General features: G+C 75.0%; 14 protein-coding genes. 3 read left to right on the top strand and 11 right to left on the bottom strand.

What is annotated here, in order from left to right:
- Positions 1–11: 11 nt before the first annotated feature.
- On the bottom strand, positions 12–167 hold the full coding sequence (locus tag ACZ6AQ_RS19670) for a hypothetical protein (protein ID WP_388698494.1): 156 nt from the start codon (positions 165–167) through the stop codon (positions 12–14).
- Between the two features lie 508 nt (positions 168–675).
- Between ACZ6AQ_RS19670 and ACZ6AQ_RS19665 the strand changes: the two genes are divergently transcribed.
- Entirely contained in the window at positions 676–1,845 is a 1,170-nt protein-coding gene (locus tag ACZ6AQ_RS19665) for a serine/threonine-protein kinase (protein WP_388698497.1), read from the top strand.
- A 26-nt stretch (positions 1,846–1,871) separates the two neighbouring features.
- On the opposite strand, the gene ACZ6AQ_RS19660 is transcribed toward ACZ6AQ_RS19665, so the two are convergent.
- The 8 genes from ACZ6AQ_RS19660 to ACZ6AQ_RS19625 all read right to left on the bottom strand — a co-directional run bounded on the left by ACZ6AQ_RS19660 (position 1,872) and on the right by ACZ6AQ_RS19625 (position 12,955).
- Positions 1,872–2,690, bottom strand: a complete 819-nt coding sequence (locus ACZ6AQ_RS19660; RefSeq protein ID WP_468760899.1) for a TrmH family RNA methyltransferase — start codon at positions 2,688–2,690, stop codon at positions 1,872–1,874.
- Positions 2,691–2,760: 70 nt separating this feature from the next.
- The gene (gene cobA, locus ACZ6AQ_RS19655; protein WP_468760898.1) at positions 2,761–4,020 is read right to left on the bottom strand and encodes a uroporphyrinogen-III C-methyltransferase; all 1,260 of its coding nucleotides are present in this window, start codon (positions 4,018–4,020) and stop codon (positions 2,761–2,763) included.
- A 268-nt stretch (positions 4,021–4,288) separates the two neighbouring features.
- Positions 4,289–7,780, bottom strand: a complete 3,492-nt coding sequence (gene cobT / locus ACZ6AQ_RS19650; RefSeq protein WP_468760897.1) for a nicotinate-nucleotide--dimethylbenzimidazole phosphoribosyltransferase — start codon at positions 7,778–7,780, stop codon at positions 4,289–4,291.
- Positions 7,781–8,083: 303 nt separating this feature from the next.
- On the bottom strand, positions 8,084–9,325 hold the full coding sequence (cbiE, locus tag ACZ6AQ_RS19645) for a precorrin-6y C5,15-methyltransferase (decarboxylating) subunit CbiE (RefSeq protein WP_468760896.1): 1,242 nt from the start codon (positions 9,323–9,325) through the stop codon (positions 8,084–8,086).
- Positions 9,326–9,398: 73 nt separating this feature from the next.
- Complete coding sequence (locus ACZ6AQ_RS19640) at positions 9,399–10,034, bottom strand: GNAT family N-acetyltransferase (protein ID WP_468760895.1); 636 nt, start codon at positions 10,032–10,034, stop codon at positions 9,399–9,401.
- Between the two features lie 253 nt (positions 10,035–10,287).
- A complete protein-coding gene (locus ACZ6AQ_RS19635) occupies positions 10,288–11,142 on the bottom strand; it encodes a MetQ/NlpA family ABC transporter substrate-binding protein (protein ID WP_468760894.1) in 855 nt (284 codons plus the stop codon).
- A 92-nt stretch (positions 11,143–11,234) separates the two neighbouring features.
- Positions 11,235–11,903: a methionine ABC transporter permease gene (locus tag ACZ6AQ_RS19630; protein ID WP_468760893.1), complete on the bottom strand. Its 669-nt coding sequence runs from the start codon at positions 11,901–11,903 to the stop codon at positions 11,235–11,237.
- Entirely contained in the window at positions 11,900–12,955 is a 1,056-nt protein-coding gene (locus tag ACZ6AQ_RS19625) for a methionine ABC transporter ATP-binding protein (RefSeq protein ID WP_468760892.1), read from the bottom strand. Before ACZ6AQ_RS19625 ends, ACZ6AQ_RS19630 begins: the two co-directional genes overlap by 4 nt.
- Positions 12,956–13,602: 647 nt before the next feature.
- Between ACZ6AQ_RS19625 and ACZ6AQ_RS19620 the strand changes: the two genes are divergently transcribed.
- Together ACZ6AQ_RS19620 and ACZ6AQ_RS19615 are read left to right on the top strand one after the other, a co-directional pair.
- Positions 13,603–13,965 carry a hypothetical protein gene (locus ACZ6AQ_RS19620; RefSeq protein ID WP_468760891.1) on the top strand — a complete coding sequence of 121 codons (363 nt, stop codon included), beginning with the start codon at positions 13,603–13,605 and terminating at the stop codon, positions 13,963–13,965.
- Between the two features lie 2 nt (positions 13,966–13,967).
- Positions 13,968–14,402 (top strand): hypothetical protein, encoded by a 435-nt coding sequence (locus tag ACZ6AQ_RS19615; RefSeq protein WP_468760890.1) that lies wholly within the window; start codon positions 13,968–13,970, stop codon positions 14,400–14,402.
- A gap of 40 nt (positions 14,403–14,442) precedes the next feature.
- Here ACZ6AQ_RS19615 and ACZ6AQ_RS19610 read toward each other — a convergent pair whose 3' ends face one another.
- Positions 14,443–14,925: a GNAT family N-acetyltransferase gene (locus ACZ6AQ_RS19610; protein WP_468760889.1), complete on the bottom strand. Its 483-nt coding sequence runs from the start codon at positions 14,923–14,925 to the stop codon at positions 14,443–14,445.
- A 36-nt stretch (positions 14,926–14,961) separates the two neighbouring features.
- Entirely contained in the window at positions 14,962–15,636 is a 675-nt protein-coding gene (locus ACZ6AQ_RS19605; RefSeq protein WP_468760888.1) for an RNA polymerase sigma factor, read from the bottom strand.
- Between the last annotated feature and the right edge of the window lie 183 nt (positions 15,637–15,819).

Here is a 15,819-nt window from a genome sequence, read left to right as displayed (position 1 = left end):
GGGGGCGCCACTCAGCGCCCCAGCATCACGCCCACGGACGACGCCTGTGTGACCACCGCTTCCCAGCCGCCGAAGACGACCACGAGCAGGGCCGCGAGGGGAAGGACCATGGCGGTGGCCACCAGGGGGTGGCGGTGGCCCGGGGGCCGGGGTGTCGTGTGCGCCATGGTTCCTCTCCCGTCGTGTGGCGCGGCAGGTGCGTGACCTCGGGGGACGAGTGCCGCACCTGCCGCGTGACGACAACATTAGGGAGCGGGGGGCGCCGGGGCGTCATGCCCGCGTACCGGCTTGCGGGCCTCCCGGAGGATGACGCCCGCCCGCGCGGCGTACTCCCCTGGGTGGAGACGCGGACGCGCGTCCCGGGGTCTTCCCGGAGGGGACGCGGGAAGGGGCCGGACGGGTGGAGAAGGGCGTGACATCGCTCACTTCCTTGATCGTCGGAGGTGTGTCCGGGCCGGCGGGGCCGGGAAGCCTCCCTCCCGGACGGCGGGTGGCGTACGGGACGTTCCGTCAAGTGGGTTTTCGGGGACGGCGGTTGGCCGCGACGGAGAGAGGGCCGGGTCCCGACAGCCCGCCCCGTGCCGACAATCGGTCCCGGTGCGAGGGCGCGGCCTATGAGCGCGTGCGGGCGCCACTACGTAAGCTGTGCCACGTCGAACGGACGAGGGGACGGACATGGCGATGATGCGGCTCCGGCGCGAGGACCCGCGGATCGTCGGGTCGTTCCGGCTCCACCGCAGGCTGGGGGCCGGCGGGATGGGTGTCGTGTACCTGGGGTCCGACCGGCGCGGTCAGCGGGTGGCGCTGAAGGTGATCCGGCCCGACCTCGCCGAGGACCAGGAGTTCCGGTCGCGGTTCGCCCGCGAGGTGTCGGCGGCCCGGCGCATCCGCGGCGGCTGTACGGCCCGGCTGGTCGCCGCCGACCTGGAGGCCGACCGCCCCTGGTTCGCCACCCAGTACGTGCCCGGCCCCTCCCTGCACGACCGGGTCGCGGAGGAGGGCGCGCTGCGCGCCGCCGACGTGGCCACGATCGGGGCGGCGCTCTCGGAGGGCCTGGTCGCCGTCCACGAGGCCGGGGTGGTGCACCGGGACCTGAAGCCGTCCAACATCCTGCTCTCCCCCAAGGGCCCCCGCATCATCGACTTCGGCATCGCGTGGGCCACGGGGGCCAGCACCCTGACCCATGTGGGCACGGCCGTCGGGTCGCCCGGCTTCCTCGCCCCCGAGCAGGTGCGCGGCGCGGCCGTCACCCCCGCCACCGACGTGTTCTCGCTCGGCGCCACCCTGGCGTACGCGGCGATGGCCGACTCGCCCTTCGGGCACGGCAGTTCCGAGGTCATGCTCTACCGGGTCGTGCACGAGGAGCCGCAGCTGCACGGCGTGCCGGACGCGCTGGCGCCGCTGATCAGGGCCTGTCTCGCGAAGGACCCCGAGGACCGTCCCAGCACGCTCCAGCTGTCGATGCGGCTCAAGGAGATCGCGGCGCGCGAGGCGCAGGGGCTGCCGGCCGCCCGGCCGCCCGTGCAGCGGGAGCGGGCCGAGGAGCGGAGCGCCGCCCGGCCGACCGAGCGGTACACCGAACGGGACACGCGCGGGCGCGCGCCCGGGGGGGAACGGGGGCGGGGGCGCGGGCCCGGACCGTCGTCGCGTCCCTCCGCCGGGCCGGGGACCGGGGGTTCGCGGGGGCCGCAGTCCCGTCCGGGCACCCGGCCCGGGGCCCGCTCCACCTCGACGGGCCGCCGCCCCGCCAACCCCCGGCTGCTGCGCCAGCGGCTCTTCGTCTTCGTGGTCGTGACCCTCGTCGTCGCCCTGGGCATCGCCGCCGCGCAGGCCCTTCAGGGCTGACCCGCCCCCGTGCGGGCGGGGTTCCCTCAGGACACCGGCCGGCCCGCCGTCACCGCGTAGAAGGCGACGGCCGCCGCCGCGCCCACGTTGAGCGAGTCCACGCCGTGGGCCATCGGGATGCGGACCCACCTGCCGGCGGCCCGCAGGGCCCGCGCCGAGAGGCCCTCGCCCTCCGCGCCCAGCATCAGCGCGACCCGGTCCAGCCGGTGCGGGGCCACCTCGTCGAGGGGGACCGCCTCCTCCGCCGGGGTGAGCGCCAGCAGGTCGAAGCCGGCCTCCCGTACGGTCTCCAGGCTCCGCGGCCAGTTCTCCAGGCGGGCGTACGGGACGGAGAAGACCGCGCCCATGGAGACCTTCACCGAGCGCCGGTAGAGCGGGTCCGCGCAGTCCGGGGAGAGCAGGACGGCGTCCATGCCGAGGGCGGCGGCGCTGCGGAAGATGGCGCCGATGTTGGTGTGGTCGTTGACCGACTCCATGACCACGACCCGGCGGGCGCCGGCGAGCAGTCCGGCGGCGTCCGGGAGGGGCTTGCGCCGCATGGACGCCAGGGCCCCCCGGTGCACGTGGTAGCCGGTGACGCGTTCCGCCAGGTCCGGATCGATCACGTACACCGGCGCGCCGGTCCCGTCGATGACGTCCCGCATGGTCCCGACCCACTTGGCCGAGAGCAGCATGGACCGCATCTCGTACCCGGCCGCCAGGGCCCGGCGGATGACCTTCTCGCCCTCCGCGATGAACAGGCCCTCGGCCGGTTCGCGTCTGCGGCGCAGCTCGACGTCGGTCAGGTCCGTGTAGTCGCGCAGGCGCGGGTCGTCGGGGGTGTCGATCGTGAGGGGTTCGGCCACGGGGTGATACTGCCTTGTCCGGGGTGGGGTGTCGGTGGGGGTCTGTGCGGGGTCGCCCCGGGGGGCGTTCCTAGGCGGTCGGGCGGTCCGGGTTCTCCCTGACGACGTCGCCGACGACGATGACCGCCGGCGGGCGGACCTCTTCCGCGCGGACGGTCTCCGCGACCGTCGCGAGCGTCGCGTCCACCCGGCGCTGGGCGGCCGTCGTGCCCTCCTGGACCAGGGCCAGCGGGGTCTCCGGGGCCTTGCCGTGGGCGATGAGCGTCTCCGCGATCCTTCCGATCTTGTCGACGCCCATGAGGATCACCAGGGTGCCGGTGAGCTTGGCGAGCGAGGCCCAGTCCACCAGGGAGCGCGGGTCGTCGGGGGCGACGTGGCCGCTGACCACGGTGAACTCGTGGGCCACTCCCCGGTGCGTGACCGGGATGCCGGCCGCGCCGGGGACCGAGATCGAGCTGGAGATGCCCGGGACGACCGTGCAGGCGATGCCCTCGGCGGCGAGCGCCTGTGCCTCCTCCATGCCCCGGCCGAAGACGAAGGGATCGCCGCCCTTCAGGCGGACGACAGACTTCCCCGCCTTCGCGTGCTCGATCAGCGCGTCGTTGATGGCCTCCTGGGCCATGAACCGGCCGTACGGGATCTTCGCCGCGTCGATCACCTCGACGTGCGGGGGCAGTTCGTCGAGGAGGTCGCGGGGGCCGAGCCGGTCCGCGATCACCACGTCCGCCTCCGCGAGCAGCCGGCGGCCGCGCACCGTGATGAGGTCCGGGTCGCCGGGACCGCCGCCGACCAGGGCCACGAACGGGGCGCGGGCCCGGTGCTGCGGGGCCGCGAGCGAGCCGTCCCGCAGGCCCTCCACGATCGCGTCGCGCACGGCGGCCGAGCGGCGCGGGTCGTGGCCGGTGAGCACCGCCACCGTGACGCCCTCGCCCCGGCCGGTGGCCGGGGTCCAGGCGGTGGCGGCCTCCGCGTCGTCCGAGCGCACGCACCAGATCCGGGAGCGCTCGGCCTCGGCGGAGGCGGTGGCGTTCGCGGCCGGGTCGGTGGTGGCGACCAGGGCGTACCAGGCCCCGGAGAGGTCGCCCTCCTCGTACCGGCGCCTGATCCAGGTGATCTCGCCCGTCTCCGCCATCGCGTCCACGGACGGGGTCGCGGAGGGCGAGATCAGCGTGATGTCCGCGCCCGCCGCGATCAGCGCGGGGAGGCGGCGCTGGGCGACCTGGCCGCCGCCGAGGACGACGACGCGGCGGCCGGCGAGGCGCAGGCCGACGGGGTAGGCGGGGTGCGCCGCCTTCTCTGCGGGGTCGACGGGCTCGGCGTTCTTGGCCATGGGTGAGCGGCTCCTCGGGACGGGGCGGGTGCGGGCCGCTGCGGCGGTGGAGCGGCTGGTGGGACGCGGTTCGTCCGTCACACGATATCGGTGGCCCGGGGATGCCACTCCGTGACGAATCTCCCCGTGGCAGGGGCGGCGCGGGGCCGGCCGGACGCGTGTCCGGACACCGCGCGACCGGTGCCGCCCGCCGTCGCGGGCCGCGCTCCGCGTGCCGGGGGCGGCCTCGCGCGCCGCCCCGCCGGGCGGGGCGGCGCGCGAGGGGGTGCTACTTCTCGGTGATTCCCGCGGCGTCGAACGTGGCCACCTCGTGCATCGCGCGGGCCGCGCTCTGCACCAGCGGGAGGGCGAGCAGCGCGCCCGTCCCCTCGCCGAGACGGAGGTCCAGGTCCACGAGGGGGCGCAGGCCCAGCTTGTTGAGGGCCGCCACGTGTCCCGGCTCGGCGCTGCGGTGGCCCGCGATGCAGGCCGCGAGGGCCTCGGGCGCGATCGCCCGGGCCACGAGCGCCGCCGCTCCGGTGGAGACGCCGTCGAGGACGACCGGGGTGCGCAGGGAGGCCGCTCCCAGGATCAGGCCGACGAGGGCCGCGTGCTCCAGGCCGCCGACCGCCGCGAGGACGCCGATCGGGTCCTCCGGGTCCGGCCCGTGCAGGGCGAGGGCGCGGCGGACCACGTCCACCTTGCGGGCGTGCGTCTCGTCGTTGATGCCGGTCCCCCGGCCCGTGACCTCGGCCGGGTCCGCGCCGGTGTAGACCGCGATCAGGGCGGCGGACGCGGTGGTGTTCGCGATGCCCATCTCACCGGTGAGCAGCGCCTTGTTGCCCGCCGCGACCAGGTCGCGCGCGGTCTCGACACCGACCTCGATCGCCGCCAGGACCTCCTCGCGGCTCATCGCGGGACCCGTGGTGAAGTCGCCGGTGCCGGGGCGGACCTTGCGCGGCAGGAGACCGGGGGTGGCCGGGAGTTCGGCGGCGACGCCGACGTCGACGACGCAGACCTCGGCGCCCACCTGGTGGGCGAAGGCGTTGCAGACCGCTCCCCCGCCGAGGAAGTTGGCCACCATCTGGGCGGTGACCTCCTGCGGCCAGGGGGTGACGCCCTGGGCGTGCACGCCGTGGTCGCCGGCGAAGACCGCGACGGCCGCGGGCTCCGGGATCGGCGGCGGGCACATCCGGGACAGGCCGGAGAGCTGGGCGGAGATGATCTCCAGCATGCCGAGCGCGCCGGCCGGCTTGGTCATCCGCTTCTGGCGCTCCCACGCCTCGCCGAGCGCCTTGGCGTCCAGCGGGCGGATGTTCGCGACGGTCTCCTGGAGGAGGTCGTGCGGCTCCTCGCCGGGCAGGGCGCGGCGGCCGTACGTCTCCTCGTGGACGACCCAGGCCAGCGGGCGGCGCTTGGACCAGCCCGCCTGCACCAGTTCGGGCTCCTCGGGGAACTCGTCCACGTATCCCACGCAGAGGTACGCGACCACTTCGAGGTGCTCGGGAAGGCCGAGGGTGCGGACCATCTCGCGCTCGTCGAAGAAGCTGACCCAGCCGACGCCGAGACCTTCGGCGCGGGCCGCGAGCCAGAGGTTCTCGACCGCGAGCGCGGAGGAGTACGGGGCCATCTGCGGCTGGGTGTGGCGGCCGAGCGTGTGGCGGCCGCCCCGGGTGGGGTCGGCGGTCACGACGATGTTGACCGGGGTGTCGAGGATGGCCTCGATCTTCAGTTCCTTGAACTGCTTCGCCCGGGCCTTCGGCAGTGACTCGGCATACGCGTCGCGCTGCTTGTGGGCCAGCTCGTGCATCGTCTGCCGGGTCTCGGCGGAGCGGATGACGACGAAGTCCCAGGGCTGCGAGTGACCGACGCTGGGGGCCGTGTGCGCGGCCTCCAGGACGCGGAGCAGCACCTCGTGCGGGATCGGGTCGGGGCGGAAGCCGTTGCGGATGTCGCGGCGCTCCCGCATCACCCGCAGGACCGCGTCCCGCTCGGCCTCGTCGTAGCCGGGGGCGGGGGCGGTCTCCGCCTGCGGGCCGGGGGCCGGGACGGCGTCCTCCTGGCCGGGGGCGGCGGAGGGTGCCTCTTCGGCGGGGGCCGACGGGTCGGCGGGGGCCGGTGCGTCGGCGGGGGCCGGTACGTCGGCGGAGGCCGGCTCCGGGGCGGGGGCCGCCTCCGGGGCGAGGGCCGCCTCTTCGGTCGGGACCGGCTCCTGGGCCGGGGCCGGCTCCTGGGCGACGGCCGTCTCCTGGACGGGGACCGGCTCTGCGGCGGGGGCCGGTCCCACGGCGGGAACGGGCTCCTGGACCGGCTCCTGTGCGGGGGCGGTCTCCGCCTCCGGTTCCGCCGCCTCCTCCGCCGGCACGGCCTGCGGGAGCGGCTCCGCCGGCGGTGCGACGACGGCACTCCCCCGCTCCTCGGGAGCCTTCTCCTCCGGCGCCTCCGCCGGTACGGCCGTGCCCTCGGCGTCCTCGGCGTCCCCGGCGGCCTGTCCGGTCTCTTCCGGCGCGGGCCCGGCGGCCTCGACGGGCGCGGGCGGCTCGACGGCATCCGGTGCCGTGGGCGCGGGCACCCCGGCGGTGGACTCGGCCTCGCGCGGAGCGGGCACGACGGCTTCGGGCGCCGCGGCGGGCGCGGGCGCCTCCGCCTGCTCCGCCACGGCGGTGGGCACCGGCTGCTCCTCCGGTGCGGGAGCCGTCTCGGCGACGGGTTCGGCCGGGGCGCCGGTCATGGTCTCCGCCACCGGAGCCGGTGTCGGGGCCAGGTGCGGGGCGGTCGGGACGGAGCCCTCGACCTGGACGAACCCGCCCGACTGCGGGACGACCGTTTCTGCGGGGCCCGGCCCCTGCGGCTGAGCGGCCCACGGCTCGGCGCCCTGCGGCGCGACCTGCTGCTCCTGCGCGATGTCGAAGTACTCGGGACCCGTGGTGGGCGGGCCCGGGTTCCGGACCGGCACGGGGGCGGGCCCGGTGGCCACGAGGGGCTCCGGAACGGGCTGCGGGGCCGGGGCGGGAGCGGTGGCCGGGCCCCGGTCGGCCAGCGAGCGCACGACGCCCCCGGTGCCCTCGGGCACCGGCGGGCCCATGTGCAGCGGGCGCCGGGCGGGCGGCGGGGTGGGCGCGGCGTGCGGCGGCGTGCGGACGGCGCCGAGATCGACGGAGCCCGTGTCGCGGCCGGCGGCCTCGTGCGCCCCGGTGTCGAGGATGCCGGGCTCGTACCCGTGGTCGGTGGGGACCTGCTCGTACGGAGCGCCGGGGACGCCGTGCGCGGGAGTGCCGTGGGCGGGGGTGCCCTGGGCGGGGACGCCGTGCGCCGGGGTACCGGCAGCGGGCACGCCGTGCGCCGGGGTGCCGTGCGCGGGAGTGCCGTGCGCCGGGGTGCCGGTGAACCGGTCGGACGGGACGTCCTGCGGCAGGGCCCCCCGCTGCGGGGCCGTCGGCGTGTCGCCGGGGGCGACGGGCTCCGGGAGCGGGTCGGTCAGCGGGTCGCCCGCCGGGGCCGGGGCCCCCTGGTGCGGGACGGCCGCGTGCGGCGCGCCCCGGTGCGGGGCGGCCGGGGCCGGCGGGGGCGGTACGGCGACCGGCGGCGCGGGCACGACGCCCGGCGGGTGCTCGCTCCAGGCGCCCTGGGCGCCCGGCATCAGCAGCAGGTCGTCGTCCTCGGGCGTGTGCTCGGAGGGGTCCAGGAAGGTGTACGCGCCCGGTGCGGGGATGCCCGGCTGCTCGACCATGCCTGCGTTCTCCGGCAGTCCCTCGCCCGGGACCTGGCCGGTGTCCGTCATGCGTACCCCTCGCCCATCGCTTGTGTTCCTTCAGACCTGTGCCCGTCGAGAAGAACGAGCACGCGCGCCGCGCGGCACGAAGCACGCGGACACCGACACATTGTCGCGACCCTCGGCCCTCGTGGCGGGAAGATTCGCCACGATGCGCTGTGGACTGCGCCACGTCGCGCGGTTCCCCCTCGTCGCGTACCACGCCGATGGCTCCCGGGGGCCACCCATTCAGGACATCGGCACACGAAGCGACGAGTGTCCGGACGCGGTACAACAATCGGCCAGCCTACCTGGCCCGGTGGGGCGGCCGGGTCAGGGGGCGCGTTCGATCCTGCGTCCGGAGAGCAGGAAGACGGCCGAACGATCGCGTTCCGACCAGGTGTCCGGGTCGAGTCCCACGGTCTGGAGGAGGAGGCTCTCGGTGAGGTAGCCGCCCGCGATGAGGGCGGCGCCGATCGCCTCGGCCTCGTCACGGGTGGAGGCGTGGGCGACGATGCGTTCCGGGCGCCGGTCGGTGCAGGCCGTGACGACCTGGACGCCGCCCGCGCCGATCCGCACGACGTCGGGCTCGGGCAGGCTCTCCAGGACGTGCGGGGCGCGGCCCGGGACGGCCTGGAGCGGTACGCCGTGGCGGCGGGCGGTGGCCTCGGTGCGGGCGCAGGCGTCCGGGTCGGCGTCGACGGCGATGACGGCGGCGCCGAAACGGGCGGCCTCGACGGAGAAGGCGCCGCCCCCGCAGCCGACATCCCAGACGAGGTCGCCGGTCCGGGGACCGAGCCGGGCCAGCTGGGCGGCGCGGAGGGCGGGGTCCGCGCCCGCGCCCGGGCGGACGGTGCCGGTTCCGGGGCCGTGCCCCTCGGAGTCGTACTCCTCGGTGGGCAGGCCCCAGCCCCGTACGGGGCGGACGGCCGGGTCGTGGCCCGCCAGCCAGGGGACGGCGGGGGTGCCGCCGCCCCCGCCGATGACGAGGACGACGTTGGGGTCGCGCCAGGCGTGGTCGGCGGCCTTGTCGGAGGTGAGGACGGAGACCCGTTCGCGGTCGGTGCCCAGTTCCTCGCAGATGACGAAGGTGCGGTGGACCCCGTCGAGGAGGAGGGCGAGTTCGGCGGGGCCGGCGCCCGGCGAGGTGAGGACGGCGACCTTGGGGTGGGCGCGGCAGACGTTGACGGCGCGGCGCAGGGTGCGCTGGTGGGCGACGACGATCCGGGCGTCCTCCCAGGGCATGCCGGCCCGCGCGAAGGCGGCGGCGACGGAGGAGACGGCGGGGACGACCTCGACCTCCAGGCCGTGTTCGGGGGCGCGCAGGGTGCGCACGACGCCGAAGAAGCCCGGGTCGCCGTCGGCGAGCACGACGGCGGTGCCGCGGTGGCCCGCGATGCGCCGTGCGGCGAGGTCGACGCTGCCGAGCCGGACGCGTTCGGCGGCGGGGGGCACCTCGGGCCGGGCCAGGTGGTGGGCGGCTCCGGCCACGAGCGTGGCGGCGGAGAGCGCGGACCGGGCCGCCGGGGAAAGGGGTGAGCCGTCCCAGCCGATCACCGTGACGCGGTCGGCCATCGTCGTCTGTCTCCCTGTGGTGTTGTCGCAGGTCGGGGGCGTGCCGAGCGTACCCCGGGATCGGCCCCGGGAATCAGCTCCAGTCGGTGTACGAGGAGTACCCGGCCTCGGCCATCTGGTCGGCGGCGTCGTCCAGGTCCTCGGGGAGGAGGCCCCAGACGATGAAGTCGGTGCGCAGGTCGGTCCAGCTCCCGTCCTCGGTACGGGTGCGGGCTATGCAGGCGTTGCGCAGGACGCCCTCGCTGATGCAGCCGATCTTCTGGGCGACCTGCTGGGCGGCGGTGTTGTCGGCGGCGGTGCGCAGCTCCAGGCGTTCGAACTTCTGGTCGCCGAAGAGCCACCGGGCGGTGGCGAGGGCGGCCTCGGAGGCGTAGCCCTCGCCGCGGGCCCAGGGGGCGACGATGTACGAGAGTTCGGTGGAGCGGACCCGCCAGTCGGTGTGGTCCAGCCGGATCACACCGACGAGGCGCTGGGTGAGGAACTCGGTGACGGCGAGGGCGAGGCCCCGGCCCGCGGTGCGTTCGGCGGGCGCCTGCCGGGTGATCCAGGCGCGGGCGGCGGCCTCGGTGCAGGGCTGGGGCACGGCGGTCCAGGCGCCGACGAGTTCGTCGTTCATCATCTCGGCGAACGCGGGGACGTCCGCCTCTTCGAGCGCGCGCAGCACCAGCCGGTCCGTGTTGATGGAGATGTCCGGAAAGGTGGTAGTCATGCGCAGCTCCATGCCGTGGACCGTCCGAATCGACCGTGAACGCACAGCATGCAGCATGCCGCCGCCGCCGCGCATGGCCGGGTGGGATGTGGGGGCGGGGGGCGGCGAAGGCCCCGCGCACCGGCCGGGGTGCGGGGGCCTTCGTCCCGAGGGTCGCGAGGGAAAGTCGTCCTGACGGCCCCTCGGCCTCCCGGGTCCTGCTTGTCGGGCCCCGCTCGACGGGTCCCGCTCGACGGGTCCCGCTCGTCGCGTCCTACTCGACGGGACCGAAGGCCGGGACGACCGAGCCCTTGTAGGTGTCCTCGATGTACTTCTTCACCTCGGGCGAGTGGAGGAGCGCGGCGAGCTTCTGGACGCGGGCGTCCTTCTCGTTGCCCTTCTTGACGGCGAGGAAGTTGGCGTAGGGGTTGCCCTCCGCCTTCTCCAGGGCGAGGGAGTCCTTCGCCGGCTCCAGCTTGGCCTCGAGGGCGTAGTTGCCGTTGATGACGGCGGCGTCCACGTCGTTCAGGGCGCGGGGCACGGTGGCGGCCTCCAGCTCCTTGAACTCCAGGCCCTTCTTGTCGGTGATGTCGGAGAGCTTGGCGTCGGTGCCGGCGCCGTCCTTGAGGACGATCAGGCCGTTGGCGGCGAGGAGCTGGAGCGCGCGGCCGCCGTTGGTGGTGTCGTTGGGGACGGCGATCGTCTGGCCGGGCTTGACGTCCTTCAGCGACGTGAGCTTCTTGGAGTAGAGGCCCAGCGGCTCCAGGTGGACGTTGGCCACGGGGACGACGGTGGTCTTGTTCTTCTGGTTGAAGTCGTCGAGGTACGGCTTGTGCTGGAAGAAGTTGGCGTCGACCTGGCCGGACTGGGTGGCGGTGTTCGGCAGGACGTAGTCCGTGAACTCCTTCACCTCCAGCTTCAGGCCGGCCTTCTCGGCCAGGTGGTCCTTGACGTAGTTGAGGATGTCGGCGTGCGGCGTCGGGGACGCGGCGACGACGAGGGGCTTGTCGGCGGAGCCGGCCGGGTCCTTGGAGGAGGACGGGTCGGAGGAGGTGCCGCAGGCGCTCAGGCCCAGGGCGAGGGCGGAGACGGCGGCCAGGCCGGCGGTGAGCTTGATGTTCTTGCGCACGAAGAGTGCCTCTTTCCGGTGGAGCGGTGGACGTCTGGACAACAAGTCCGGACTGTTCTTCGAAGGACGAAGTCTGGGGTGGCCGGGGGGCGTTACGCGGTGCGGCCCCGGCGGGCGAGGAGCCGGACGACTCCGTCGCCGATGAGCTGGACGACGGTCACGATCAGGACGAGGACGACCACCGTGACGAGCATGAAGGTGGTGTCGAAGCGCTGGTACCCGTAGGTGACGGCCTTGGAGCCGAGGCCCTCGCCGCCGACCGCGCCGGCCATCGCGGAGTAGCCGATGAGCACGATCACCGTGGTGGTGACGGCCGAGACCAGGGAGGGCAGGGCCTGCGGGAGCAGGACCTTGCGGACGATGGTGGGGATGCCGCCGCCCATGGCCTGGACGGCTTCGACGAGTCCGTGGTCGACCTCGCGGATCGCGGTCTCGACGAGGCGCGCGAAGAAGGGGATGGCGCCGATGGCGAGCGGCACGATCATCGCGGTCGGGCCGATGAAGGTGCCGACGACGAAGGTGGTGAAGGGGATGAGGGCGATCAGCAGGATGATGAAGGGCAGCGAGCGCCCGATGTTCACGATCGCACCGACGGTCTTGTTCACCGGCGTGTTCTGCAGCAGTCCGCCCTTGTCGGTGAGGACGAGGAGGATGCCGAGCGGCAGACCGCCGACGACGGTGACGACGGTGGCCCACAGGACCATGTAGAGCGTGTCGACGGTGCCCTGCTCCAGCAGGGGCTGCATCTCGGACCAGGTCACTTCGCACCTTCCTCGACCAGTACGGGCGCGGCCTCGACCGGCGCCTCGTCCTCTTCCACGACCGCGACCTGGAGGCCCTGCTCGCGCAGGAAGCCGACCGGGACGACGTTCTCCTCGTACGGTCCGGGCAGTTCGATCCGCATCCGGCCGATCTGCTTCCCTCCCACGGTGTCCATCGCCGCCCCGAGGATCGAGATGTCGATGTTGTACGTGCGGGAGAGCTGGGAGATGACCGGCCGGGTCGCGGCCTCCCCGTGGAAGGTGACGTCCACGACCGTGCGGCCGGGGCCGGTGGGGGCGCCGCCGACCGGGAAGAGTTCGGCCGCGAGGCGGGAGCCGGGGGTGGCGAGCAGCTCGCCGACGGTGCCGGACTCGACCACGCGCCCGTGCCGCATGAGCGCGGCGGAGTCGCAGACGGTCTTGACGACGTCCATCTCGTGCGTGATGAGCAGGACGGTGAGACCGAGCTGCCGGTTGAGGTCGCGCAGGAGCTGGAGGACGGAGCGGGTGGTCTCCGGGTCGAGGGCGCTGGTGGCCTCGTCGGAGAGGAGGACCCTGGGCCGGCCGGCGAGGGCGCGGGCGATGCCGACGCGCTGCTTCTGGCCGCCGGAGAGCTGACCGGGGTACGCCTTGGCCTTGTCGGCGAGGCCGACGAGGTCGAGGAGTTCCAGGGCGCGGCGGGAACGCTCGGCGCCGGAGACGCCGAGGATCTCCAGGGGGAGCTCGATGTTGTCCTTGACCGTGCGGGAGGACAGCAGGTTGAAGTGCTGGAAGACCATGCCGATGCCGCTGCGCGCCCGGCGCAGGTCCCTGCCCGCGCGGCGGCCCCGGCCGGCGAGGGCGGTGAGGTCGACGCCGTCGACGGTCACCGTGCCCGAGGTGGGGCGCTCCAGGAGGTTGACGCAGCGGATGAGGGAGGACTTGCCGGCGCCGCTCTGGCCGATCACGCCGAACACCTCGCCCTCGCGGACGTGGAGGTCGACGCCGTCCAGAGCGGTGACCTGCCGGCCGCGCGACTCGTAGACCTTGGTCAGGCCCGAAGTGGTGATCACAGGGGTTTCCGTCACTGTCGAGTGCGCGACGCGGGGTCCGTCACGCACGGGGCATTCGTCATCGGACAGTCAGGCGCACGGGGTGCCGGTCCGGCGGTGAGCCGGGCGTCGGCGGGTGCGCGGGGCGGGCGCGGTCCACCGCCGTTCGGCGGGGACCGGCGCGACCGTCGGTCCCGCTTCGGGGCGCGGGACTCGGGCGGGGGCCCTCAGAAGGCGCACATTCGACACATGCGGCGAGCACCGGGCGTCGTGATCGCCTCGGTCGCAAGGATGCGGCTGCTCGTCGTGGTCATGTCTGCAAGTAAAGCATGCGCGACTGCGAACGAAAGAAGGATGTCCGAATAGCGGACGCCCTTGAGACGCCCTGCGGACGCTCCGGGGAGGCTCCTGCCGTGACGTCCCGGTGTCCGCCCCGGGTCCTCGCGGGCCCGCCCAAAGGGCCTCCGGGCCCTTGTGGGGCCGCACGTCGGCCGTTCCCCGGGCCGCACCGGGACCGTCCGGACACCCGCGCGGTCCGCCCGCCCCTTCCCGGCCCTGCCGGAGCGCGGTCCGGGGCGGGCTGTGGCCGAGAACACACGGGGGTCCGCGCGGCCGGGAGAGGAGGGCCGGGCGCACCGGGCCGTCCGGACCGTAATACCCTCGGGCCCATGCTCGACGCCCTGACGGTCGCGGTCTCCGCGGCCGCGCTCGCCCTCGCCGCCTGGTGCGGCTTCGCCGCCTTCCGCGACCGGCCGACCAAGGACTGGCACTTCATCGGCATGGCCGTGGTGACCCTCCTGGTCCTGGTCCAGCTGGTCGTCGGCATCGTGTGGCTGGCGCGCGGCGAGAAGGCCGAGGAGGGCGCGACGATCTTCGTCTCCTACCTGCTCGGCGCGTTGTGCGCGGTGCCGGTCGCCGGGTTCATGTCGCTCGCGGAGCGCAGCCGGTGGGGTTCGGCGACGGTGGCGGCGGGCGCGGTCGTCCTGGCCGTGCTCGAAGTGCGTCTCTACGACATCTGGACGGTGGGCTGACCATGACCGGGACGCGGGAGAGGACCGCGGAAGGCGCGAAGACCCAGCTCGTCACGGGTCCTGGCATGCTGGTCGTCTGGCTGTACGGCGTGATGTCGGTGGGCGCGGTCTCCCGCTCGGCCTTCCAGATCGCCACCGAGTTCGACCGGGCGCCGCTCGCGTACGGCCTGTCGGCGGTGGCCGCCGCCGTCTACGTCTTCATCACGTACACGCTGGTGCGCGGCGGGGAGACGGCCCGCAGGGCGGCGCTGGTGTGCTGCGCCGCCGAACTCGTGGGCGTCCTGGTCGTGGGGACCTGGACGCTGATCGAGCCGTCCGCCTTCCCGGACACGACGGTCTGGTCGAAGTACGGCTACGGCTACGTGTTCATCCCGGTGCTGCTGCCGCTGACCGGCATCTGGTGGCTGCGCCGGTCGCGCGCGGTGCCGTCGGCCTGACGCCCCCGCCCGGCGGGCCGGGAGCGGGCGGGCCGCCGGGTCAGGCGGCCTTCTCCAGGGTCACCAGGGTGCGCCCGGCGCCGAGTTCGCGGATGGCGACCTGCGCGTACCCCTTGCGGCGGTAGAGGTGCAGGTGGCCCTCGCCGCGATGGCCGGCGAAGAGCCGGAAGCGCTTGGCGGCCGGCACGGGCGCGGTCGCGAAGTGGCGCTCGATGCCGTCGAGGAGGCGGCCGCCGAGACCGTGCCGCCGCATGCGCGGGTGGACGATGAGCTTGGCGATCCGTACCGTGCCGTCCTCGTCGAGCCTGGCCCGCACCGAGGCGACGACCTCGTCGCCGAGCCGGGCCACGAGCCCGTGGCCCTCCTCCAGTTCGGCGCGCAGGGCGTCGAGCGACTGGGTGAGCGGCTCGATCGACCAGTCGTCGTACAGCTCCGCCTCGCCCTGGTAGCAGAGGTACTGCAACTTCAGGATCTGCTCCGCGTCCCGCGCGTCCGCCGCCGAGATGGTCACGCTCAGGCCCATGTGTGCACGCCTCCCGCTCCCCTGCCGTTCACCGGTCTACCGCACCCTTCCCCGACGGCCCGGGGCGGGAACCTCCGCGGCCAGCATTCTGCGCAGGCATCCCAGGCAACGGGAACGCATCGGGCCCAGACTGCCCTGTGAGATACCCAACTCCCCTGCGATTTCCCGGTAGGTGGGGTCCCCCGGGGCGAGCATCGCGGCCAGGACCCCGGGGCAGCGGCCGGGGGTGCGGGTGACGGCGGCGCGCACCGCGCGGCGGCGTTCGTCGGCCAGCAGGGCGTGCTCGGGGGAGCCGTGGGGCCCGGCGCCGTCGTGGACGGGTTCGTCCCGGTAGGGGCGTTCCCGGTCGCCGGTGCGGCGGGCGCGGCGGGCCTCGGCGCGGACGGCCCGGCGCAGCCAGTCGGCGGGTCGCGCGGGGGCGCCCGTCTCCCGGAGGCGTTCGAGGAGACGCAGCCAGACGGCCTGTTCCAGGTCGCCGGGTTCGACGCCGGCGGCGGGGGCCTCGGCGTCCGACTCGGCGGCGAGCAGCGGGGCGAGCGCGGCGAGGAGCCCGGCGCGCGGGTCGGGGGCGGAGACGGACCCCGGGGCGGCGGCCGCGTCCGGAACGGCGGGAGCGGAGACGGACCCCGGGGCGGCGGCCGCGTCCGGAACGGCGGGGGCGGAGACGGACCCCGGGGCGGGGGCGAGCGGGGCGGGAGCGGAGGTGGTCATGCCCCGCACCATGCCGGGTCACGCGCCCGTGGACGCGGTACGGGACGTAAACCACCCGGGAGGGGGGTCGTGGGGGGGGGGGGGGGGGGAACCTCATACACCCCCAGGGGCGCCAAACAAGCGGGGAAAAACACAAGGGACCCCCCTCCACCCCCCTCCCCCTCCGCCCATGGGATCTCCCCC

The organism is Streptomyces sp. NPDC041191, from assembly GCF_055591945.1.
The sequence above is the reverse complement of the archived record's forward strand: the minus strand, read 5'-3'. Positions and strand labels throughout refer to the sequence as shown.